The organism is Anaerobiospirillum succiniciproducens DSM 6400 (assembly GCF_000482845.1).
Classification (GTDB): Bacteria; Pseudomonadota; Gammaproteobacteria; order Enterobacterales; family Succinivibrionaceae; genus Anaerobiospirillum; species Anaerobiospirillum succiniciproducens.
Window position 1 is genome coordinate 1 of the sequence record NZ_AXWV01000042.1, and the last position, 23,552, is coordinate 23,552.

At 43.4% G+C, this 23,552-nt stretch carries 13 protein-coding genes; 8 read left to right on the forward strand and 5 right to left on the reverse strand.

The genetic code is table 11. The features are described 5' to 3' along the window. Nucleotides 1–389: 389 nt before the first annotated feature. The 3 genes from folP to H524_RS14745 form a co-directional block, all read right to left on the reverse strand. Entirely contained in the window at nt 390–1,238 is an 849-nt protein-coding gene (folP, locus tag H524_RS0106945) for a dihydropteroate synthase (RefSeq protein WP_027939699.1), read from the reverse strand. A 125-nt stretch (nt 1,239–1,363) separates the two neighbouring features. Beyond that, nucleotides 1,364–2,911 carry a DnaT-like ssDNA-binding domain-containing protein gene (locus tag H524_RS0106950; protein ID WP_027939700.1) on the reverse strand — a complete coding sequence of 516 codons (1,548 nt, stop codon included), beginning with the start codon at nt 2,909–2,911 and terminating at the stop codon, nt 1,364–1,366. Nucleotides 2,912–3,295: 384 nt separating this feature from the next. Next, the gene (locus tag H524_RS14745; RefSeq protein ID WP_044121706.1) at nt 3,296–4,252 is read right to left on the reverse strand and encodes a 2-hydroxyacid dehydrogenase; all 957 of its coding nucleotides are present in this window, start codon (nt 4,250–4,252) and stop codon (nt 3,296–3,298) included. A gap of 590 nt (nt 4,253–4,842) precedes the next feature. Between H524_RS14745 and H524_RS0106960 the strand changes: the two genes are divergently transcribed. From H524_RS0106960 to H524_RS0106970, 3 genes are all read left to right on the forward strand, one after another. Continuing rightward, nucleotides 4,843–5,070 carry a cation transporter gene (locus H524_RS0106960; protein ID WP_027939701.1) on the forward strand — a complete coding sequence of 76 codons (228 nt, stop codon included), beginning with the start codon at nt 4,843–4,845 and terminating at the stop codon, nt 5,068–5,070. 95 nt (nt 5,071–5,165) lie between these two features. Then, entirely contained in the window at nt 5,166–7,079 is a 1,914-nt protein-coding gene (locus H524_RS14750) for a heavy metal translocating P-type ATPase (protein ID WP_052338965.1), read from the forward strand. Between the two features lie 1,291 nt (nt 7,080–8,370). Then, complete coding sequence (locus H524_RS0106970) at nt 8,371–11,418, forward strand: heavy metal translocating P-type ATPase (RefSeq protein WP_027939702.1); 3,048 nt, start codon at nt 8,371–8,373, stop codon at nt 11,416–11,418. 103 nt (nt 11,419–11,521) lie between these two features. On the opposite strand, the gene H524_RS0106975 is transcribed toward H524_RS0106970, so the two are convergent. Next, nucleotides 11,522–12,736 (reverse strand): ATP-binding protein, encoded by a 1,215-nt coding sequence (locus H524_RS0106975; protein WP_027939703.1) that lies wholly within the window; start codon nt 12,734–12,736, stop codon nt 11,522–11,524. 39 nt (nt 12,737–12,775) lie between these two features. Here H524_RS0106975 and H524_RS17295 point away from each other — a divergent pair, with 39 nt between their 5' ends. Next, nucleotides 12,776–12,994 carry a hypothetical protein gene (locus tag H524_RS17295; RefSeq protein WP_156907563.1) on the forward strand — a complete coding sequence of 73 codons (219 nt, stop codon included), beginning with the start codon at nt 12,776–12,778 and terminating at the stop codon, nt 12,992–12,994. Between the two features lie 112 nt (nt 12,995–13,106). Here the strand turns inward: H524_RS17295 and H524_RS0106980 are convergent, their stop codons facing one another. After that, nucleotides 13,107–14,540, reverse strand: coding sequence for an MATE family efflux transporter (locus tag H524_RS0106980; RefSeq protein WP_027939704.1), 1,434 nt, complete (start codon nt 14,538–14,540; stop codon nt 13,107–13,109). Between the two features lie 887 nt (nt 14,541–15,427). On the opposite strand from H524_RS0106980, the gene nifU reads away from it, so the two are divergent. From nifU to putP, 4 genes are all read left to right on the forward strand, one after another. Next, nucleotides 15,428–16,351: a Fe-S cluster assembly protein NifU gene (nifU, locus tag H524_RS0106990; protein WP_027939705.1), complete on the forward strand. Its 924-nt coding sequence runs from the start codon at nt 15,428–15,430 to the stop codon at nt 16,349–16,351. Between the two features lie 260 nt (nt 16,352–16,611). Beyond that, the gene (gene nifS / locus H524_RS0106995; RefSeq protein ID WP_027939706.1) at nt 16,612–17,859 is read left to right on the forward strand and encodes a cysteine desulfurase NifS; all 1,248 of its coding nucleotides are present in this window, start codon (nt 16,612–16,614) and stop codon (nt 17,857–17,859) included. Nucleotides 17,860–19,688: 1,829 nt separating this feature from the next. Then, nucleotides 19,689–21,167: a carboxyvinyltransferase gene (locus tag H524_RS17435; protein ID WP_027939707.1), complete on the forward strand. Its 1,479-nt coding sequence runs from the start codon at nt 19,689–19,691 to the stop codon at nt 21,165–21,167. 703 nt (nt 21,168–21,870) lie between these two features. Beyond that, nucleotides 21,871–23,349 carry a sodium/proline symporter PutP gene (gene putP, locus H524_RS0107005; RefSeq protein ID WP_027939708.1) on the forward strand — a complete coding sequence of 493 codons (1,479 nt, stop codon included), beginning with the start codon at nt 21,871–21,873 and terminating at the stop codon, nt 23,347–23,349. The last annotated feature ends 203 nt before the right edge of the window (nt 23,350–23,552 follow it).

The following is a 23,552-nucleotide window of genomic DNA, read 5'->3' on the forward strand; positions in this document are numbered from 1 at the left end:
AGTTCTGGTAAATTAGATTTTTAAAGAGCATCCCCAAGGCTAGCTATGGGGTAATGAGCATTTTTTTTATCGGTGAACGAGAAATGTGATCTAACTACATTCCGCCGTTTCGCCATAAATTTTACATCTTAGTTTGTGTTTGCCCGGCTGATTAACATGTAGTGCAAAACTTAAGCAACAAGGAGAAATTAACAGTTAAGATGATGTGGATAGGCACAAGCTAAAGCCATTAAAGGATGCGATCGGCAAAGCTAAGGCCATAAAGGGCGTGATAGGCACAAGCTAAAGCCATAAATGGAGCGATCGGCCAAGCTAAAGCCATGAAAGGGCGTGATAGGCGCAAGCTAAAGCCCTTAACGAGCTTTAGCTTTGAAGGAAAGAGGGGGTGTTTAGTTGTACTGCTTAATAGCGTTAAATACCTGCAAAGCCTCTTTAGTCTCCTTAACATCATGTACACGCACCATATGTGCACCCTGCATGAAGGAGTAGAAAGCAGCTGTAACTGAGGCAACTACACGCTCAGCTGGTACTGTAATACCGGTCACAGCAACACCAACCATGGACTTGCGAGAAAGAGCTGAGAGCAGGTGGAAGTTAGTGCCCTCGATGAGCTTTGGTAAGTGATTTAACAGTTGGTAGTTCTCTCCAAGAGTCTTACCAAAACCAAAGCCAGGATCTAAGATGATTTTATCTTCTGAGATGCCTGCATCGGTACATGCCTTAGCGCGTTCACGTAAGAACTCAGTAACCTCTTTAACCACATCAGTGTAAACCGGGTTAATCTGCATGGTCTTTGGATCGCCTTGCATGTGCATTAAACAAACGCCTACATCAAGCTTGGCAGCCATATCTACAGCGCCATCACGCTGCAGGGCACGGATGTCATTCCACAGATGAGCACCTGCCTCAACGCATTGCTCCATGACCTCAGGAGTAGAAGTGTCTACAGAAATCATTACGTCTAGCTCTGAGGCAATGGCTTTTACTACAGGAACGACACGGCGTAATTCTTCTTCAACAGGTACCAAATCAGCACCAGGTCGAGTTGACTCACCGCCGATATCGATAATGTCAGCGCCTTCATTGACCATACGACGGGCTTGTTCGATAGCACTTTCTAAACCTACAAACTTACCGCCATCAGAAAAAGAGTCAGGGGTGACATTTAAAATACCCATGATCTTTGGACTGCTCAGGTCTAAGGTGCGACCTCTTGCAGACAGAATGCGAGCTGCCATTTCATCTCCTTAAAAGACATCAACCAAAACCTGCCCGATCATACTACAAAAGCATAGTATGAATAGTAAGCCGCTCAAGACATGCAAAAAGCACTCACTGCTAGTAGAGCTAACGTTAAAGTAAATTAATCGAGCTTGAGTTTGCTTCTATCGATGGGAATGTACTTATCAGAGCGTGTTGATGGATTCGGGGCCTGATTATAAAAAGGCACATCCTCATCCTCGTTTGAACTCGTCTTCCCATGTGATGCCGGCACATAATCACTTGCATGGGTCTGCTGTTTAGATGGGGCATTCATGGTTGCACTTGTGTTTGCAACTGACGTTGCCATCGAGGACTTACTAGCAGTTGCTGCGTTGGCTGCAACTTGCTGCTGATATGCAGCATCTAATGCAGGATCATATGTATGAGAAGAGTTGCTGCCAAATTCATGTTTAAGCTGCTGCAAAAAGTCAGCATTAAACTGCGATGGCTGATTTAACTGTGAAGATAAGTCACCAGCTGTCTGATCTCTTGGAGCTTGTTGCGGATAAAAAGATGGATCAGAGCTTTGTTGTGGAGCAATTGGCTGAGCTGCTATCGGCATGGAATAACCATTTGCAGCGTACTGAGATCCTACTTCATTAGGATTGTCGCTACTTTGAATAGGAATATACTGCTCAGTAGAGCCAGGATACATCATGGCATTGTCGCTAGGTCCGTAGTTTTGTCCTTGCTTACTAAATTGGCCGTTATTTTGACCAAGGTGTCCATATGGGCCATTGTTTTGAACTGAGGTGCCATATGGGCCATTGTTTGGTGGCAGTTGCTCGCTTGGATTACCAAAGTTACTTGGCCCCATATAGTTTGAATTTGATGGAGCAGGCGCTGTTTGGCCAGAGTAGCCTTGAGCTGCAGTATAGGTCTCATAGCCACTATGTCCAGTTTGCTTATAAGCATCAGCCGTGTAGCCAGGAGCGGTGATCTCATAATCCTCTTTGCCAGTCATGATGGACTTTAAAGTCACACGTTTGGTAAGAGACGAGGTAGTGTACGGTGCGTGTCGTTCTGGTATGGACTGCATCGCTGGTGAAAAGCCACCATTCAAGCCATCACCATTAAAGTTACCGTGGTTAAAGTTTCCGTTATTAAAACTGGCGTTGCTATTGTTGGCGTTGCGGCCTCGGTCTTTATAGTCTTTTACATAGCTACGACGACGTTGATGCATGGAGCCCATTTCTGCAGCTGAGCGCATCTTGAGCAGACGTTTGATGAAAGCTCTTTCCCATGCGCTTTGAGTGCGCATAGTGGTGGTGCCCATCCAATAATTGATAAATGAACGTAGCTCTTGCTCTTGGTAGGAAAAGTCAGCTAAACCAGCAAGTAGAGCCGCATCCTTAAAGCCTGGTCCTGGTTGCCATGAAGCTACCATGGTAAACGGTGGCTGCGGAACAAAAGCTAGTTCACGGGCAAAAAGAGGCAGAATAATCGAGGCATTTTGCCATGGCTGTGCTTGATTTAGACGATGAATGAGCCCATGTTGCTCAAGCTCGTTTAAAGCAATCTCAATATCATAGATAGTTGGATTGCAAGGCATTGCCATACTGCTAGAGATAAGCTTGCGGCTTAAATCAACAGGGTCGATAAGCGAGTGTCCTTGGCGCACTTGCGGCTGAATATAAAAGACATACATGCTACGCGCCATATGCGATAGCGTCTGGCTTTGCAATTGGTTAAATTCGGCGCGGTTGAGCATATCTCTATCCAGATTATTAATCTAAAACACACTAAGGTCACAGCAAGTAAAAATCACATCTACCAATGGCTCAGGCATAAGTCTAAGATCATGGTGATCCAGTTACAGCTTGCCGGAGATCATGGTGATCCCTCTGTATAGCTAGCCATGAGACCATGGTGATCCTGGTATAGCTAGCTGATACCATGGGCGAGCAATTAACAGCATGCTTGGTAGTGATTTTAAAGGGCACATGTTGCGCTAAAGATAGCACAGGGATGAGCGCATAGATCAACTAGTGCAATTTAGTTGATCTATGGCTGAGTAGAAATAGTGGCGTGTTTAGATGGTGCGGGTGCCAGGAACAGGTGTGATAACTTTTTGACCTGCAATGATGGCGTCTAAGTTTTGTAAGACTAAATCAGCCATAGCTTTGCGGGTCTCATGAGTGCCTGAGGCTGCATGAGGCTGCAGTGCTACATTTGGCAGGCCCATTAAGCCATCAGGAGCGCATGGCTCAGTTTCATAAACATCAAGACCAGCACCTGCAATAGTATGATTCCTGATAGCCTCGACTAAGTCTTCAGTGTTAACGATAGAGCCACGAGCAATGTTAATTAGATAGCCATCCTTGCCTAAAGCCTCGAGGATTTCCTTGTTAACACAGTGGCGGTTATCTGCAGTAGCTGGCATTGCAAGCATCAGAACATCAGACCATGCAGCCATGTCTTTGAGGGTAGCAAAGTAGCGATAAGGCACATCTTTTTGCTCATGGCGTCCGTAGTATCCAATCTCCATCTTGAATGCTAATGCGCGAGAAGCGATCTCCTTACCAATACGGCCAAGACCTGCAATGCCCATCTTCTTATGACCAATAGAAGTGGTTAGAGGAAATGGCTTTTTAGCAACCCACAGCTTGTTTTCAATATGTTCTTGAGCAAACTTTGCTAGGCGGGTGCAGTCAAGCAAGAGCATCATGGCTGTATTGGCCACATCGTCATTAAGCACATCAGGGGTATGGGTAAAAAAGATATTGCGGTTAATGGCAGCGTTAACGTCGATTTGATCGTAGCCCACGGAGAAACACACAATGCCTTTGAGATTTGGAGTAGTCTCATAGTCACTTGGAGCAAACTTTGAGATGCCAGAGGCGATGACAAAGTCAGTTTTTGCTCTAACCTCTGCTCTTTGAGCTTCATCTAATTTGCTATCTACAAAGAGTTCACCACGCTTTTTCAGCTCCTCCTCTAAATATGAAGGCATGTCAAAAGCGCCCACCTTGAGTAATGTCAGTCCCATAGCATGATCCTGTATAAAACAAGTGACTTAAGCGCCTGAGCGCCTATTACCGTAGCAACACTGCCATCAATTAATGACTAGCAACTCATTAAGCTTACTACTTTAAGAGCTAGATGCCAGTTTTGTTACTCAGTTTTGCCATGAACTTAACAAGCGTGAAGTAGTTCTGTGTTTTGTAAGTCAAATGCATATATGTTCAGAGTATGTCATTCCAAAAGCTAATTGCTTACAAACACCATTTAGTGCATGGCAAGAGGGCAGTATCTTCAAAACAAGTTCACAAACACTACTCCTTGATGAAAAGGCAGGCTCATAGCACTGAGCACAGGCTGTTTTTATCTTGTTTTGGTGTATATGACTTTGTTCATACAAAATAATTTTTTGTTAAGCAATGTTGCAAAAGCTAAATGCTAGGTTATACTGTTATTGTATTTGAACAGTTGTTCAAATAGTAATCTAAGGTTAAGTGTTAGATATGGTGCTGCACTCTTAGATTTAACGTGTTGTCTTACTTACTGTCCTTTAGGCAAAGATAGGCTCAAACAATGAGACTTTCTTAAGCCTGAAGGCGATATTAAAAGGGTTTTCTTATGAAGGTACGTTGCGATATTAACGGTTTAGATTGTCCTCACTGTGCAGCTAAGTTAGAAGGCTTATTAAAGCAGCATGCTGAGATTGACGAGGCTAGCATCAACTTCCCAATGAAGTCTTTGGTCTTAGATGTTGCTGATGATGCCGATGAGGACCACATTGTTGATTGCGCACAGAAGATCGCCGATGACATGGAAGATGGCATCGAGATCAACATCCGCGACTAGTGTTGTGGGTGTAAGCGCCATTTGGTTTTTAAGCTGTTTGGTATTGCTTTGGGGCACATAAGTGCCCTTTAGCTAAGGAATGACGGACTAATATCATGTTACAGACCATGAATACTCAGTTAAAGGTGAGGCTGTCGCTTGGCCTTTTAACTATTGGCATTTTGCTAACTGACATGATTGACAACTTGTATATGCAGATCGCTTTATGTGTTCCGGTGTACTTGTTTGTTTCATATCCAGTGTTGATTGCTGCCTTTAAAGATCTCTTCATGCGTCGTCGCATGTCCGAGAAATTCTTGATGTCAGTTGCTACATTCGGTGCATATGGCTTAGGCGATTTTGCAGAGGCCTTAGCGGTTATGGTTTTCTACTTAATCGGTGAGGCATTCGAGGAGTATGCAGCAGCTCGTTCTCACAATGAGATCTCATCTTTAGTAAAGCTCAAGCCAAGTAAGGTGCGGGTGATTAATGAGGATGGCAGTGAGGAGATCTTACGTCCACGTAAGGTCAAAATTGGCTCACGTATTCGTGTACTAGCTGGTGAGTCGGTAGCTTTAGACGGTACTTTAGTCGATGCAGCTGCCTCTGTAGATATGAGTGCGCTTACTGGTGAAAGTGAGCCAGCATTATTTACCAAGGGTCAAGAAGTACCATCAGGTGTTATTAATACCGGTAAGGTCTTTGAGCTTATCGTTACTAAGGACAGTAAGAATAGCTCCATTACTCGTCTTCTCAACCTGATTGAAGATGCTGCAGCTAACAAATCACGCCCAGAGGCGCTCATCACTCGCTTTAGTGTCTACTACACTCCAATTGTCGTAAGCTGTGCAGTCTTAATGGCATTAGTTCCATTAGTGATGCCAAATGAGGACTATGCAAATTGGATTACTCGTGCTTTAGTGTTCTTGGTAGTATCCTGTCCTTGCGCATTAGTACTGTCAGTTCCTTTATCTTTCTTTGGTGGCTTAGGCGCGATCTCCAAGATCGGCGTTATGGTCAAAGGCTCTATTCATATTGAGTCCTTGTCTAAGCTTAAATCTATTGCTTTTGACAAGACTGGTACTATCACTAAAGGTAAGTTCTCCGTTATCGATATTAAGATCTTTGGTGATGATGCTGCTGCTAATGACAGCTTAAAGCGCCAGAGTGTACTTGAAAAGCTCTATGCACTAGAGAGCCTAACTACTCATCCAATTGGTGCAGCCATTGTTAATTACTGCCAAGAGCAGGGTATTGAGCTTAAGAAAGCCGATGACGTGCATGAGATTACTGGTTACGGCATTAAAGGCATAGTTGATGGCAGTGAAGTTTATGTAGGCAAAGAGCAGCTCTTAACTGAAAAGCTCGGACTTAGCGTACAAAAGAGCGAGCTTACTGGCACTGAGGTCTATGTTGTAGAGAATAATGTAGCTTTAGGACGCATTATTCTTGCTGATGAGATTAAGGAGTCAGCAGCTGTAGCATGTCAGGAGCTTAATAACTTAGGCATTAAAACTTACATGATTACTGGCGATAAGAACGCAGTTGCTGCAGATATCGCCAAGCGTTGCAATATCAGTGCTTTCTATGCTCAGCAATTACCAGAGGATAAGCTTAGCACCTTACAAAAGATTAAAAGCAATGATGAAACAGTCGGCTTCGTTGGTGATGGTATCAATGATGCTCCGGTACTGGCATCATCAGATGTAGGTTTTGCTATGGGTCAGTTTGGCTCTGCATCTGCAGTTGAAGCAGCTGACATCGTAGTTATGAACGACGATCTTAAAAAGATTCCAATGACTGTGGAACTAGCTCGTCGAACCTATGCTTTAGCCAAACAAAATATGGCCTTAGTGATTGCAGTTAAAGCGATTATTTTGATCTTAGGCGCTTTAGGTATTGCCAATATTTGGCTAGCTATTCTTGGTGACGTGGGCTTATGTATCATCGCCGTGCTCAACGCCATGCGTCCACTATATTGGGTTAAGTCTAAACAATACGACATCAAAGAGATCGCACAAGCATCCTAAGTAGCACCAAGATCTTAGCCGTATGCACAAGCATCCTAAGCCGCCCATGATCTTGGCATATGCACAAGCATTCTAAGTCTCTCCAAGATCTTAGCTTATGCATGAGCATGCGCTCATGATCTTGGCTACATATACGCTCAAAAGCCCTGCAAGCTCATCCTTGTGGGGCTTTGTCTTTTGGGGCGGGTGGCAACCAAAAAGCTAAGTAGCGAGGCATACAACTGAGATTGGCCAATGATCTTGCACGGCTGGCAAATGCAGCTAATCTCCATGCGATCATCAAGTGGATGCTACAAAGACAGAAAGACAGCGCCACTAAACACTGAGAGAATCATTATTGCAAAATAACTTGCAAACAAGATCAAAAGGAGTCGATGCAGTTGCTAATTAGGATATTGAGATCAGGATTGCAAAGTTAATAAAGTGAGGGCTGATGTAGCGAAAGATTATTGGTAATGAGCATGGTGATTACTACAAAATATGATATAAAAACCATCAACAACTGATGCAAAATGGTGCGTATTTGGAAACTTATTTGGGGCAAAGATGGTTGATGCTTTGTGAGTAAAATAGCATATATATCAATGTTTGGTAGTGAGTTGAGGTTTGTTGTTTTGTGATAACTTTAGTTAGTCTAAAATAATTTTAGTAACCGTATGCTAACTCTAGTTAAAAGTTTGCTATTATCTACCTCGACAGATCCTAACGTTTAACGCCAAGGTCCTCCACATGCCTTGGCGATCCTTTTTAGATCTTAACTTTCCAACAAAGCTTAGTTGCTGCATAGCGAGCATATGTGGTTCAGATACTTATCAAACTTTGCTCATACATGCCAAAGCGAATATTTAGCACCTCACAAAAGTTATCTTCATCTTGATGCAACAGCTTGTTTTTAGCTACAGACGCATTAAGCAAAACTATTTATCCCATTGAGTTTCAATTCTAAACATGGCTCCATTCCATCATGCGATCTCATAGAGTATAGGCTTTCATAGCTACAGATATTTGCATGCAGTAAGTAGAGCTAAAGCGTAGTTATCTCTTAGCGCATAATTGGTCGCTGTTCGCTTATTTAAAGGGTTACAAGAAGTCAAACTTTTACAAAGAGTTATATAAACTGCAGCGTTGCTTAGTATATAATTGTGATCTAGGTCACATGTATTTTTGTAATAAGCAGATTGTGCAATATCTGCATGAAGCTTTCGGCAAAACACAAATAATAGTGACGCTTTGTATAGTTGTAGCAGTCAATTAGACTGCATTTATTTGAATTAAGGCGATAGGTTCAGTCATGAGTCTCGTGCACAAAGAGCGTTTTTCGATTAAAGGTATGTCCTGCGCAGCATGCCAAGCGCGTATTGAGAGGGCCGTAAGTCAGCTTGAAGGAGTTGATGAGGTTAGCGTGCAATTATTGCAAAACACCATGACGGTAACCTATAAAGATAACCTGAGCTCTGATGATATTTTAACTGCAGTTAAAGGTGCTGGTTATGAGGCAGCTCTCATCGATTTATCCATCGGCACCAAGCAGCAAAGCGCTTATACTCAAGAAGTTGTGCAGCGCGAGGCAGCCTTCTTTAAAACGCTAATTGCCTCCATTGCCGTTACTATCGTGCTCATGTGCATTTCCATGGCTCCGATGTTTGGCATTATTTTCATAGACTCTGCTCATGACAATGCTTACATACAATTAGTGCTGAGCTTGATCGTCATTGCCCTTAATTACAATTACTTCAACTCAGGCTTTAAAGGCTTAGTAAAGTTCTCCCCAAACATGGACTCCTTAGTCTCCATCAGTGTTGGTGCATCATTTATCTACTCATGCGCGGCATTGGCACATATGCCAGAGGGACTTAATGTTGACCATGCTCATGACTATGCTCTGTACTTTGAGTCCTGTGCCACCATACTTACCTTAGTTAGTGTCGGTCGTTATCTTGAGAGCAAGGCCAAGCGTAAGGCTTTAGATGCCAATAATGCCTTGTTAGAGCTTGCTCCAACCCACGTTAACGTGCGTCGAATTAAGAACCAGGCAAGTGCTTGCTGCAGCGCTGATACAGACAATGGCAGCTGCGGCCTATCCGATCATGAGCTTGCAAGTTCTTCTAATGCTTCAAAAGCTAACTTAGTTAGTGCTCAGGAGAGTAAAGATCTTGCCTCTGATCCACAATATGATGCATCTAAGTACGATGAAGAGAGCATTCCTTTAAGCGAGGTTAAGGTAGGCGATGAGATCGTGGTGCGTCTTGGCGATCGCATCGGTGCAGATGGTATTGTTATTGAAGGCTCTGCTTATGTAGATGAGTCTGCTTTAACTGGCGAGCCTATGCCAGTAAAGAAAGAGATTGGATCTCAAGTTCAAAGTGCTACTTTCTTAACTAGCGGCTATATGATTTACCGCGTACAGAAAGTGGGTAAAGATACCACCTTATCTAAGATCATCGAGCTTGTTAACGAAGCCAATAGCCAAAAGGCTCCGATCGCTCGTCTTGCAGATAAGGTGGCATATTACTTTGTTCCAGCTGTGATCTTAATTGCCATTATCACTGGTGCAATTTGGATCTTATCTGGTTACCCTGGCAATGTAGCATTAACTTTTGCAGTAAGCGTTTTAGTGATCTCTTGTCCTTGTGCTTTAGGCTTAGCAACTCCAACTGCTATTACTGTAGCCACCGGACGTGCTGCATCTGTAGGCGTACTCTTTAAAAGCCCTCAGGCTTTAGAGAATCTTCACCGCATCAATACCTTAATATTTGATAAGACAGGTACTGTCACTGTAGGCAAGATGGATGTGATGGCAGTTAATGCCCTGCATGAAGATGAGCTTAGTGTTAGTGAAGTTTTAAGAGTTGCCCATGCTTTAGAAACTCGTAGTGAGCATCCAATTGCTAAGGCCATTACTTCATATGCAAACAATGTCGCAGAGAAGGTAGGCTTCCAAAGTTCTGCTGTTAATGGCGAACATGTTGCCACTGTAAGCTTTAATGCTGCAGCAGATCTTAGTGTAGAGCACTTTAATAATCTTGAGGGTAAGGGTGTCACTGCTCTTATTAATGGCCATCGTTACTACATGGGCTCCAAGAAGTTCTTATGCGACACTATTGCACAAGCACATGCAATGTTGCCAACTGATCCTGTGGATGATCGTCCATATGATCCTGACATCAAAGAAGAGCGAAAGCATATTGGTAAGAAATACATTAGCGTTTATCTGTTCGATGATACTAAGTGCTACGCTATTTTCGAGCTTGGCGATCAGATCAAGGACAGCGCATATGGTGCAGCTAGTGATGTTAAGCTCTTAGGCGTTTGCCCTGTGATGGTATCAGGTGATAGCGAAGAGGTTGTCTCTTATGTAGCATCACAGCTTGATATCAAGTCTTATTTAGGCAGCTGTATGCCAGAGGATAAAGCTCAATATATCAAGATGCTTAGCTATGAAGGTGCTGTTACTGCCATGATCGGTGATGGTGTAAATGATGCCCCTTCATTGCGTGCTGCAGATGTTGGTATCTCACTTACCGGTGCTACTGATATTGCTACTTCTTGTGCTGATGTAATCTTAGTGCGCAATGACTTAACCAAGGTTGTGGATGCTATTGCTCTGTCCCGTTTAACAATTCGCAACATCAAGGAAAACTTATTCTGGGCATTCATCTATAACATCATTTGTATTCCGCTTGCAGCCGGTGTCTTATTTATACCTTTAGGCTTGCAGCTCAATCCTATGATCGCCGCTTTACTTATGTCATTAAGCTCCCTGTGCGTGGTGACTAACGCGCTGCGTTTACGTAACATGCCACTTGCTGATGCCTTAAAGTATTTTGATGCAAACAATATTCGAGTTGGCCTTGCCGCACATGAGTCTGTCTTCTCTATCATCAAGGCTCATGCCACCATCGCAGCTTTGTCAACTCGTGCATCTAAGAGTGAGCCTTCTGTAACCGAAGTTGCTTGCAAGTACAATCGCAACAAGGATATGCTTAGCCCATCAGCATCCCAATCCATGGTGTCTGCACAAGAGACTGTAGTAACAGAGCACCATACCAATCAAGATCACAAGCCATCTGCAAGCGAGCCGCAGCAAGTGCAAGGATCTGGCGATGCAAATGGAGAAAAGTCTATGGAAAAGATCATCAAGATCGAAGGCATGAGCTGCCAGCACTGCGTCAAGAGCGTCACTAAGGCCTTAAATGCAGTTGCGGGGTGCTCAGTAGTTGAGGTCTCACTTGAGAACAAGTGTGCTCGTGTGAGTGTAGCTCAAAGTGTAACTGACGAGGCTTTATCTCAGGCAGTTACAGAGGATGGCTTTGAGGTTTTAGGCGTAGAGCAAGCCTAAAAGCATCAATACTAATTAGCTACTGCGACCAACTCGGTGGCTTGAAACAAGCTAAAAAAAAGGGGGTGACCACATGGTCGCCCTTTTTCATAATTGAGCAAAGCTAAATTTGCCAAATGCTATGCGCTATGACAGTGTCATTTAGATAGCGGTGCGAAGGACAGTTACAGATAACTGCACCAAATCCTCTCTTAAGGCCCAAGTTATCGAGCTCACTAAAGTGTCGTGCCATGGAGATATTTGCCTGTTCGCACATACAAACTTGCACTGGGTGGTACAAGCCATTGGCATGAATTAATAGATCAACATTAGTGTTCTTCTTAGCATCTCGGTAATAGTACATCTCAGGCTTAATAGAGTTGTGATACCAGCTTTTTAAGATCTCAGTAACGACAAATGTTTTGAAAAAAGCGCCTGCATTTGTATCTCTTTGCATTTGATTGGCAGTAGAGAATCCGCAAAGGTAGGCGGCTAATCCTGTATCACAAAAGTAAACTTTGGGCGATTTTGTGAGTGTCTTAGATCTATCGCTTGAAAAAGGCTGTAGCAGATAGATGAGGCCAATTGCTTGCGCGACTTTAAGCCATCTTTTTACCGTAGGCTCTGTTACGCCGCTAAGCTTAGAGAGCTTGTTGATTCTAAGTTCTTGAGCAGTGCACATAGCAAGTGCTTTTAGGAATTTTCTAAACTCAGCAAGCTTACCAATCTTTCTATCAGTTTGAATGTCGCGCTCAAGCAGTGTTTGAATAAAAGCCTCGAAGAACTGACTGCGACCTTTTGAATTTGCTCTGTACAGCTCTGGCCAAGCGCCTTTCCAAATTATGTCCCATGTTTCAGAGGGCGATATTAGGTCTAAATGGTTTTTGAGATCCTCAGAAGGGATATAGTTTGACTGCAGCAAGCCTTTACCTTCGCGCTCATAGATACTTAGTGGCATCAAATGAACCTCGAAGATCCTTCCGGCCAAAGAGTCTCCAACATTTTGCATTAGTGAAAAACGTTGAGATCCTGAAATCCAAACTTGACCGCATGCATCGCTTTTGTCGACTTCGGCTTTAACTTGTCTAAATAATTGCGGTACTCTTTGAATTTCATCGATGATTAGAGGTAGCTGATGCTGCCTAAAAAACGCACTTGGTGAGGTTAAGGCTAATTCATAATCTTCAAACTTACCTAAGCTAACGTACTTACGATTATCGGTAGTTAAGTATTGCAAAAGAGTTCTCTTGCCCACCTTTCGCATGCCGCTTATGAGGATAACTTTAAAGTTTTGGCAAAGTGATGGCAGCGATTGCTCAATTGTTCTATGCAGGTACATTTTGCTAGCCTCCGAAACACTGATAAGACTTATACTCAATTGTCAGTAGCGCAGCACAAGATCTTTAAAAAATCACGCATTCCTATCGGGAAACGCATACATGCATGTAGGAAAAATCCGAAAGTGCATGTTAGAAAAATTCCAACATGGCTTTTGAAAAATCCTAAAGTGGATGTTGGAAAAATTCCAACATGGCTTTTGAAAAATCCGAAAGTGCATGTTGGAAAAATTCCAACATGGCTTTTGGAAAATCCTTAAGCCCAAGGCCACGAATTTAGCTATGTGGGGCCGAATAAAAGTATGAGATTAGTATTGGTGTTGCAGTGACTTGATAGCTTAATGCGGTTGATCTTTTGTAGGTTGATTGTGTCTACGATGCGAGGTTATCAACCTTAATCCATTTACCAAAGATCACACGTGAAACCATCAAGAGACCACGGATAGAAAGCTCGATAGCCATGGCAATCCACACGCCCTCAAGACCATATGAGAGGCTCAGGTAGTAGGCAAGGCCTAAACGGATTACCCAAATAGTACCGAAGTTAATGATGCTTGGCAGGAAAGTGTCACCAGCACCAACACAAACACCGTAGGCAACGATGGCACAAGCAAACATTGGCTCAGCAAAGGCCTCAATGCGTAGTACGGTTACTGCAAGCGATCTTACCTCGTGATCTGGTGTCATGACGGCCATGATCTCAGGGGAAAATACATACATGAGCACAGCCATGAAACTCATTATTGCAACGCCAAGCAAGATGGTGATAGCGGCAAAGCGGCGGGTAAGATCAAAACGTCTTGCACCAACAGACTGACCGACTAAAGTGGTTGCAGCATCTGATACACCAAAGCCAGGCATGTAGCAAATGGCCTCAATGGTATTAGCAAAGGCGTGAGCAGCAATAGCTACTGTTCCTAAAGGAGCAACAATCATGGTGGACACCAACTGAGCTGATGAGAGCATGAATTGCTGGCCCGTGATTGGGATGGAGATACGTAGTGCTCGTCTGACCACATCAAGAGTTGGTTTAAATGAGCCACGATCTTTAATTAAGGCAAGAGTTGGCGATTTAAAGACTAAGAAATAAGTGAGAATACAGCCAATTACACCTGCAGCTGCAGCAGATCCAAGAGCAGCGCCTTTAACTCCAAGCCCAAAGCCAAAGGTCTCAACCTCGCCAATAAGAGGAATAGTGCGGACTTTCGTTTCAAAGATAAAGATGAAGTTAAAGACTACGTCCAAAAGACACATCAACACGTTGAGCATGCCTGGCAACAGCATATTGCCAGAAGTTCGCAGCATTGCAGCAGACAGATAGTTAAGCAAGAAGAGTGGGGCTGCACCCATGAAGAAGATAAGATAGTCGGTTGAATCCTGTCTAATCTCCTCAGCACCGCCTAAGAAAGCAGGTAAAAATGGGGCACAGATACAAGCAATCAGGCCTACGATCATGGAGAAAGTCAGCATCACCACGTAAGATTGTCGTACCACGCGGCGGGCGTTTACTTCATCTTTAGCACCCAAAAGATGGGCTGTTTGTACTGAGAAACCGGCTACTGAGGTAATGATGATGCCAGTAAAGAGCCAAATTGGAGCCATCATTAGTCCAATTGAGGCAGAAGCATTAGCGCCTAGAGATCCCACCATGGCGGCATCGATATATTGCATCACGATGGTAGAGAGCTGAGCCATAATCGATGGCATAGAAAGTCGAATAGTAAGCAGCAATTGCTCTTTTAGCGTCATGTCGCGATTGACCATGTCGCTTAGACTTTCTTTAGATCTCTTTTCTGACTTCAACATCGCCATTACCAAAGCTAACTCAGTTCAAATCGAGATGATGATTCATCAATGCTCGGGCGCTGATTATAATGCAAACAAAGGCAGCAATGAGCACATAAGTCTGTATATTCTTAACCCATGAGGCTTTTATATCGGCAGGTGGCTGCATCATATTTTTGCCTGAATGGCTATTTGATGAAGCAAAGTTTAATCAAAATATGATGCCTATTTGACCTTCACGAGGTAATTTCAGCTAAAGAGTCATTGAGGGCTGTAAACCTTTAGCTAAGTTTTGCCCCATGGTCAAAAATAATGGCCAGTACTCTTTTTAGAGTATTCGCCCTTGAGATGAAATGGTAGTCACAGCGTTTGAGTTCATTTGCTAAGAAAAGTAGGTTTTATTTTTTGCAAAGGATAAAACTTATCAAGTGATTCACTAGCATGTGCTGTTGTTTGTGAGATGGTTCATACTTTTCTGAAAATGCCGTAAGAATGGCATTTATGCATGTGGCGGTATATGGTGATCTTGATCTTGTTTTGATCACTAATGGCTTGTTTTTGGTATTTATGCGATTGCTAATTTGCAAGTGCTAAATCTTTGCATCTAACAATTGTGATTTTTCCTGTACAATGGCAATCCGTTAGGCAAGACTTACTCAGATTGTGAGTCTGCAACTGTCAGATGTGGATGACTATTAAGTTGTGTAAGGCTAGTTTGTCTAAGATGCAACTTATATTTGTCATCAATATGCCAAAAGGTCTACAATCTTGTACCTGTGCATTTTGATGCATCTAGTAGGATCGACTATAAGACACCTTGTTAACTAGATAAACAAGCTGCTTTTGGTTATACGGCGCTGTAAAGCGTTTCATTCACCACCGTAAGAATTAATTCGAGGCTTTAAGCTATGTGGGATTACTCAGATAAAGTAAAAGATCATTTCCTCAATCCGCGCAATGCACGCGTTATTGAAGACGCTAATGCTGTCGGTGATGTGGGCTCGATTATCTGCGGTGACGCACTGCGTTTAATGCTCAAGATCAACACCGATACCAACATCATTGAAGATGCAGCATTCCAGACCTACGGTTGCGGTAGTGCTATTGCATCATCATCAGCTTTAACTGAGATGTTAATCGGCAAGAGCTTAGCAGAGGCCGAGAAGATCACCAACCAGCAGATCGCTGACTACTTAGGCGGTTTACCTGCTGAGAAGATGCACTGCTCAGTAATGGGCCGTGAAGCTTTAGATGCTGCTATTGCAAACTTCCACGGCAAGACCTACGAGCACATCCATGACGAAGATGGCGAGATCATCTGCCACTGCTTCGGAGTTGGTGTTAACAAGATTAAGAAGGTAGTTTGGGAAAACCACTTAACTACCGTTGAAGAAGTTACCAACTACACCAAGGCCGGTGGTGGTTGCCAGAGCTGCCACATGCGCATCGAAGAAGTTATCGATGAGGTTTGGGTTGACTTAGAGCGTTGCGGCGTACCACGTCCAGGCTTTGCTCAGACTCCAGTTCAGGGCATTAAGATCGCTACTACCACTGAGAAGAAAGAGACTTGCGGTTGCTCAGCATCTTTAGACGCAGCTACTACTTCTTCACAGTACTTTGCTAAGGTTGATGCAGTTATCAAGGAGATGAATGCAGGCCTTACCGATGGCTCCAAGATTGAGCTTCAGGGCATTAACGGCGAGAACGTTAAGCTCAAGTTCTCTGGCAGCATTGCTGATGGCATGATGAAGGAAATGACCTTAGGCTTCTTCAAGTCCAAGCTCAAGGCTTCAGCTGGTGATATCGCTGACTCCTTAACCATCAGTGCATAAGCGATCACTTTAAAGATCAAAAATAAGAGCGCCATTGGCGCTCTTTTCCCGTAACAAGCTTCATTTATCAAACGTTGGCATACTTGTTTAGTTCACTTTGATAAACCAAGCTATAACAAACGCTAAGCTTGTTGCAGGGGCAAATCTTGGCATGTGCACGATCCAAGAAATTAGGGTTATCAGTGCTCAAAAGAAAGGATTTAAATCTGTATTTATTGCCAAGAAACAGTTTTTAGCTCGTAACATTGCAGGATTGCAGAATGGATACCAAGAACATGGGCGCAGGTAACGGCATTTACCTGGATAACAATGCCACTACAATGATCGATCCTAAAGTAGTTGAGGCCATGATGCCTTACTTCACTACTTACTACGGTAACCCTTCATCTCAGCACGGCTTTGGTGTTCCAGTAGAGAAGGCTATTGAGCGTGCTCGCGAGCAGGTTGCTGATCTTATCGGTGCTGAGCATCCAGATGAGATCATCTTCACCTCCTGCGCATCTGAGTCTGATAACGCCGCTTTATGGACTTCTTTATGGACTCAGAAGAACAAGGACGAGATCGTTACTACTAAGCTTGAGCACCCAGCTATCATTGATACCTGCTCATTCTTAGAGGCTCGTGGTGTTAAGGTTAAGTACCTCTCAGCTGATTCAAAGGGCGACCTCAACGCAGATGAGTTTGCTTCTTTACTGACTGATAAGACCGCTTTAGCCTCCATCATGTGGGCTAACAACGAGACTGGTAACATCTACGATATTCCTACCTTATCTCAGATCGCCGCTGAAAGAGGTATCGTATTCCACTCTGACGCTGTTCAGGCTGTGGGTAAGATCCCAGTAGACGTGAAGAACACTGCTGTTCGCATGCTCTCATTCTCAGGCCACAAGCTCCACGCTCCTAAGGGCATTGGTGCTTTATACGTACGTCGTGGTACTCGTTTCTTACCTTACTTACATGGTGGTCACCAAGAGCGTGGTCGTCGTGCAGGTACTGAGAACGTTCCATACATCGTAGGTTTAGGCGTTGCTTGTGAGCTGGCAAAGGCTCACTTAAACGAGCTCGACACTCGTGTAAGAGCACTGCGTGATAAGCTTGAGCAGGGCATTGTTGCAACTGTTCCTGAAGTTATCGTTATGGGTGATAGCACTCACCGTACTCCAAACACCGTTAACATCGGCTTTAAGTTTGTTGAGGGTGAGGCAATCTTACTCATGCTTAACGAGTACGGCATTGCAGCTTCTTCTGGTTCTGCTTGCTCCTCTGAGAGCCTTGAGCCTTCACACGTTATGCAGGCTATGGGTATCCCATTCTCTGCAGCACACGGCACCATCCGTTTCTCCTTATCTCGCTTCACCACTGAAGCTGAGATCGATAAGACTCTGGAAGTTCTGCCTAGCATCATTGAGCGTCTGCGTCAGATGTCTCCATATTGGAACCTCAATAAGCCAAAGGTTAAGAACATCGATCACGAGTTCGATCCAGACTCTCAGGAGCGTCGTGCTTAATAGCAGCAACGCTACTAAAGTGCTAACCAATCTACTGTGTTAGTCACTAACAGAGTTACTAATCTTTATGCTTAAAAGACCGTAAGTTTGCTATAGAGTTACCTCTAGCCACTTGCGGTCTTTTTGTATGTGCAAGATCTAAAGCAAAGCAAGCAAACAAAACCATCAAGCTAAAGATAAAAGCCCATCATCTCATAGCCCAAAAGATCAGAGCTACCGCGCGTCATCTCATAGCCTAAAAGATCAGAGGCATCATCCGTCAAGTACAACTAAAAAGATCAGAGGCACCATCCGCCACATACAACTAAAAAGATCAGAGTCCATCCGCTACATACAATTAAAAAGATCAGGGTTACATTCATGCCATCTGATGACTAAAAGATCAGAGCAAATGCCAGCGTATTACACATCAAATCTTGGTTAAAGAGGCCTTTGTAATTGATAGTGCGCCTAGCTCACAGCCAGTGCATTTTCATTAGAAGATGTCTTAAGTGGCTTTGTCTGTGTTGCAATCTGCATGCTTTGCGCTATGCACGAATCCATATTGAGCGAATTTTTGTGTAGGCGTGTGGAGAGAACAATTGCTCTTGTCAATGCTGAAAGGCTGTGTGAAATCTGTGTCAGATCCATCTATCAATGCAAGCGCAATTTTTGAGAAGTTGCACCACTCTGGATGGTTTTTAGGCCATTGTGATATGTATCCCATAATTGAACAATGCCAATTCTTACTAAGAACTAGACAATTTTTGTGAAGTGTTTTGTTGAGTTTGCATTACACATTTTGTCTAGTTATTGCAAGAGCACGATATGTCAAACCGCATGCATAAGGGTCTTATGAATCTGTTATAGCAGTAGTATGACAAGTGAAAAGCTTAAAAATTGATGGTTGTAAAGCCTAGAGATTTCTGCAACTGATGGTGCTTTGTTAGCTATGTTTAATCCGTATTATTAGACATAACACTAAAAGAATTTAAGAATCGCTTTGAAATCTAAGAGAATCCTTATATAATGGCTGCATAAGCATGTGAGATGATAGAGCGACTACCTGTCATACGATTTGGTTGAATAAGTCGCTCTATCCTTTTTTTGCTCCAATAGCTGTATCTATGAATAAAGCTCCCCTCAAAGATTATGTTTTTATAGAGCTGTTCTTGCACTATTTAGAAACAAATCTACTCACTCCTAAATACATATAATCCATCCCTGACTGATTTTGCGCTCTAAACATAACCATCCTTAAACAACAAGCTAGCGCTAATTACATAGTCTTACTTAATCTTAAATTGCTCTTAAGTTATGTCCCATTTTGGTTAGTTCTTAAGTTTCAATTATTATTGAAAAAGCTGTGATCTTGCCTAAATAGTTTGCCTGCAGCTTTTATAAATACTCAGCAAAGTGAATACTTAGACCTAATACTCATACATTGCTAAGCCTAGTTCTGGTCACGGACGCTATCCTAAGTTGCAGCTAAGCAATGTTCTGCATTTGTGGGGCGATTAAAATTAAGCTTTTCTAAAGCTCTAAGATCGCAATTGCATCTCAATTGCTCTGATGGGGTCTAATAGACAGCAACGTTTGACTAAGCTATCTGTGATGTTGTTTTGTTGAAGACATGAAGACACTAGATCTTTTGAGAGTGGAGATGGGCTGAACTTATGCGCCGATCTCTACGTTTATCTGTATGCACATGTGTGCTGCAGCATAAGATCATGCGCACTGTTTGACTGCATCAATTCAAGATAAAGTCATTCTAGGTTAAACTAAATTTATGCAAGCAAAGGCTAAAGCTTTGTAGCTTGTTGGTTTTAACTTAGGAGCTTCGTGAAAGTATGAGTGCAAGTCTGACTTTAGATAAGATCACTAAAGTGTCTGGTGAGGTAAAGCTAATTGGTTCTAAGAGTCTGACTAATCGTGCTTTACTGTTAGCTGCCTTAAGTGAAGGTACTACTAAACTTACTAATATTCTGCGCTCTGATGACTCCGAGGTTATGATTGCTGCGTTAAAGCGTCTGGGTGTGCAGATTCAAGAAGACGAATCAGATAATACCTCTCTTAGTGTTACTGGCTTGGGTGGTTTGTTTATTAACGAGAATGAAGAGGTTATAGAGCTCTTCCTTGGTAATGCTGGCACAGCGATGCGACCTTTATGTGCTGCATTAGCTTTGAGTGACGGTTGTTACAAGCTCAATGGTGAGCCTCGTATGTATGAACGTCCAATCGGAGTTTTAGTAGATGCTTTACGAGCTTTAGGCGCTCATATTGAATATCTTGGCAATGAGGGCTATCCACCGCTTTTAATTAAAGGCCTATGTCAGGTACTGCGTGAGCATAAGTCTGGCATTGGATCCTTTGTCTCATCGATGTCCTTTGGGGCTGCAGCTGCAGTTGGTTCTCCAAAGATATTCCCATACAAGGCTAAGTTTGCTGCCGAGCTCAGCGGATCAAGTGACTTTATATCTCGTCTCGATCTGCCATGTGAAGTAGCTAAGTTAGAGGTAGCAGGAAATACCTCGTCACAGTTCATTTCTGCTTTATTAATGACTGGTAGTCTCATTGGCCGCAAGTTAGTGCTTGAGGTTAAGGGTGAACTTATTTCCAAGCCTTATGTAAACTTAACCTGTGAGCTCTTAAAGCGCTTTGGTGTTCTAGTTAAGAATAATGATTACCAATCCTTTGAAGTTTGTCCGCAGCATTTACAATCACCAGGCTCTTATTTAGTGGAAGGTGATGCAAGCGGTGCTACTTACTTCTTAGCAGCAGCTGCCATTGCAGGTGAGGTAAAAGTAACTGGTTTTGGTAGCGATTCGATTCAAGGTGATGCGCTCTTTGTTGATGTTCTCAAGGACATGGGAGCGATCGTAGAAAAGGGATCTGACTACATCAAGGTAAGCTCTTCAGGTAAGTTACGTGGAGTCGATATCGATATGAATGATATGCCTGATGCAGCCATGACCTTAGTGCCAATGGCCATGTTCACCTCAAGCCCAATCATCATTCGCAATATCGAAAGCTGGCGAGTCAAAGAAACCGACCGTATCGCGGCTATGGCCAATGAAATGCGCAAGTTAGGTTGCGATGTTTATGAGGGGCGTGACTTTATCAAGATCGATGCAAATGTACCAAATGTACAAAAAGTAAAAGAGGCAGGTACTCTTATCGATTTTGATACTTACAACGATCACCGTATGGCTATGTGCATGTCACTCATTGCATTAGATCGCACTGTAGTCATCAACGATCCTGATTGCTGCAAGAAGACCTTCCCAGACTATTTTGAGCGTCTAGCCTCAGTCTCTATTCACGACTAAATCAAAGCAGAGCAAATCTTAGCCAAGCTGAGCCAAGGTGTTAAAGCTGAGCAAAGGCTAGCAATGGCGAGCAAAGCTGAGCAAAACAACTTCACCCTCAAGAAGCAGTACCTCAACCGTTCTTAGGCTTTTAAGGTACTGCTTATTCGCCATTGCCTTAGCCAAACCATCACCACTATCGCGACTCGAACCTCAAGCATCGCTCCTTTAACTTCACCGCAGCAACTAAGCTACAATCTAGACAAAAGGTGGCTCGTAAGACAGTGGCATGGCATCTTTTGAGTCTTGCAGCTAACCTCAACAATATTGCTCTACAGTCGCGCTCATGAAATTTTCAGACAAGCAAAAACCATAAGAGCTTATCGTTTTGATCTGCTTTGCTTAGTTGGGGGTGTTAGGTTTAATTTGCAGACGACATTAACTTGTATACAAGGCAAAAATTGCGGCTTTGTGGTGGTTGAGTAGCTGCGCATTTATGATGCAAATTGGCAGGTTAGTGTGGGTGTTTTAGGTTTTTTGCACACTAATTGTGAATGATTAAGGGAATTGACAAGCATATCGAGGTCAAATTTTGCTATCATTAGGAGCTTTTGCGATTTATAAGCTCAAATAATGCTGTTAAGTTGCATAGTGTTGGGTGTCTGTTTTTTCTACAGATTTGGGGTCAACGTAATCAAGGTGAGCTAAGCTCGTAGCAGATTTCATGTTCAGTACTACCACCACGTTCATTGTTTACATCCTCTGCATGCTGATTATTGGCATTGCCGCTGCGCGAATGACTAATTCGCTCAACGACTATGTATTAGGCGGCAGAAGTCTCGGTCGATTTGTTACAGCCCTGTCAGCAGGTGCTTCGGATATGTCAGGTTGGTTACTTATGGGCCTGCCCGGAGCGTTATTCTTATCAGGCTTGTCTGAGGCATGGATTGCAATCGGTTTGACTGTGGGCTCATGGTGTAACTGGAAGTTCGTGGCAGCTCGTTTACGTTCATTTACCGCCAATGCATCCGACGCTTTGACCTTACCTGATTATTTAGCTGCACGTTTTAATGATCGTCTGCGTATCAGCTCTGTGATTGCGGCTTTAATCATTCTGATCTTCTTTGTGGTTTACTGTGCCTCAGGCATGGTTTCTGGTGCTCGTTTGTTTGAACAGACCTTTGGCATGGACTACCACAATGCTCTGTTAATCGGTGCAGTTTCAACCATCTTCTATGTATTCATTGGTGGCTTCTTAGCAGTTAGCTGGACTGATACTGTACAGGCAAGTCTCATGATCTTTGCACTGCTCTTAACTCCAATGGTTATGATCATGGATTGCGGTGGCTTAGAGGCTGCAAATGCTCTGATCGCTCAGAAAGACGCAAGCATGGATGACTTTCTTGAGGGCATGACCTTCATTGGCTTCATCTCATTAGTTGGTTGGGGCCTAGGTTACTTAGGTCAGCCACACATCTTAGTGCGTTTTATGGCTGCAGGATCCGTACGTGGTATGGGCGATGCTCGTCGTATCTCCATTACTTGGATGGCATTATGTCTCATCGGCGCTGTGCTCATTGGCTACTACGGTGTAGCTTTCTCCATGAGACATCCTGAGGTAAGCATTAACAATCCTGAGCAGATCTTCATCATCGTAACTCAGACTCTGTTTACTCCTTGGATCGCCGGTATTCTGCTGTCAGCCATTTTAGCTGCCATTATGTCTACCCTTTCATGCCAGCTCTTAGTTGCATCTACCACCTTAACTGCAGACTTCTATCGTCGTTGGTTACGCCCAAAGGCTTCTCAAAGAGAGTTAGTCTGGTGTGGTCGTTTCATGCTGCTGTTAGTTGCTGTGATCGCTTACTGCTTAGCCTTAGATCCAAACTCTGGCGTGCTGCGCTTAGTTGCTTATGCCTGGGCAGGTTTTGGTGCTGCATTCGGCCCTTGTGTGCTCATCTCAGTATTCTGGTCTCGTATGACCTTAGCTGGTGCCATTAGTGGTATGGCTGTGGGTGCTATCACCGTTATCGTATGGGAAATCGGTGGCTTCTTAGGCCTGTACTCTTTAGTACCTGGCTTTATCTTCTCAGCTATTGCTATCTTTGTAGTCTCCTCACTGACTGCTAAGACCAATAAAGAGACAACTGAGCTCTTCAACGATTTAGAGCAAAAGTTCTGGGTTGAGGTTAAAGAGCACTAATCTTTCCTTTTAAAAGCTAGACTAGCTTAACTAGACATTTCACAAGACGGTTGCGGTACATAGTGCTGCAGCCGTTTTTGTTTTTAGAGCAAATTTTAAAAGATCATTGCCCCAACCAGCACATATATTCACGAACAGCAGCTCAGCATCGCAAACCAAATGCAAACGCTGTAGCCGTCTAATGCAATTGCCGTGGGCAATCA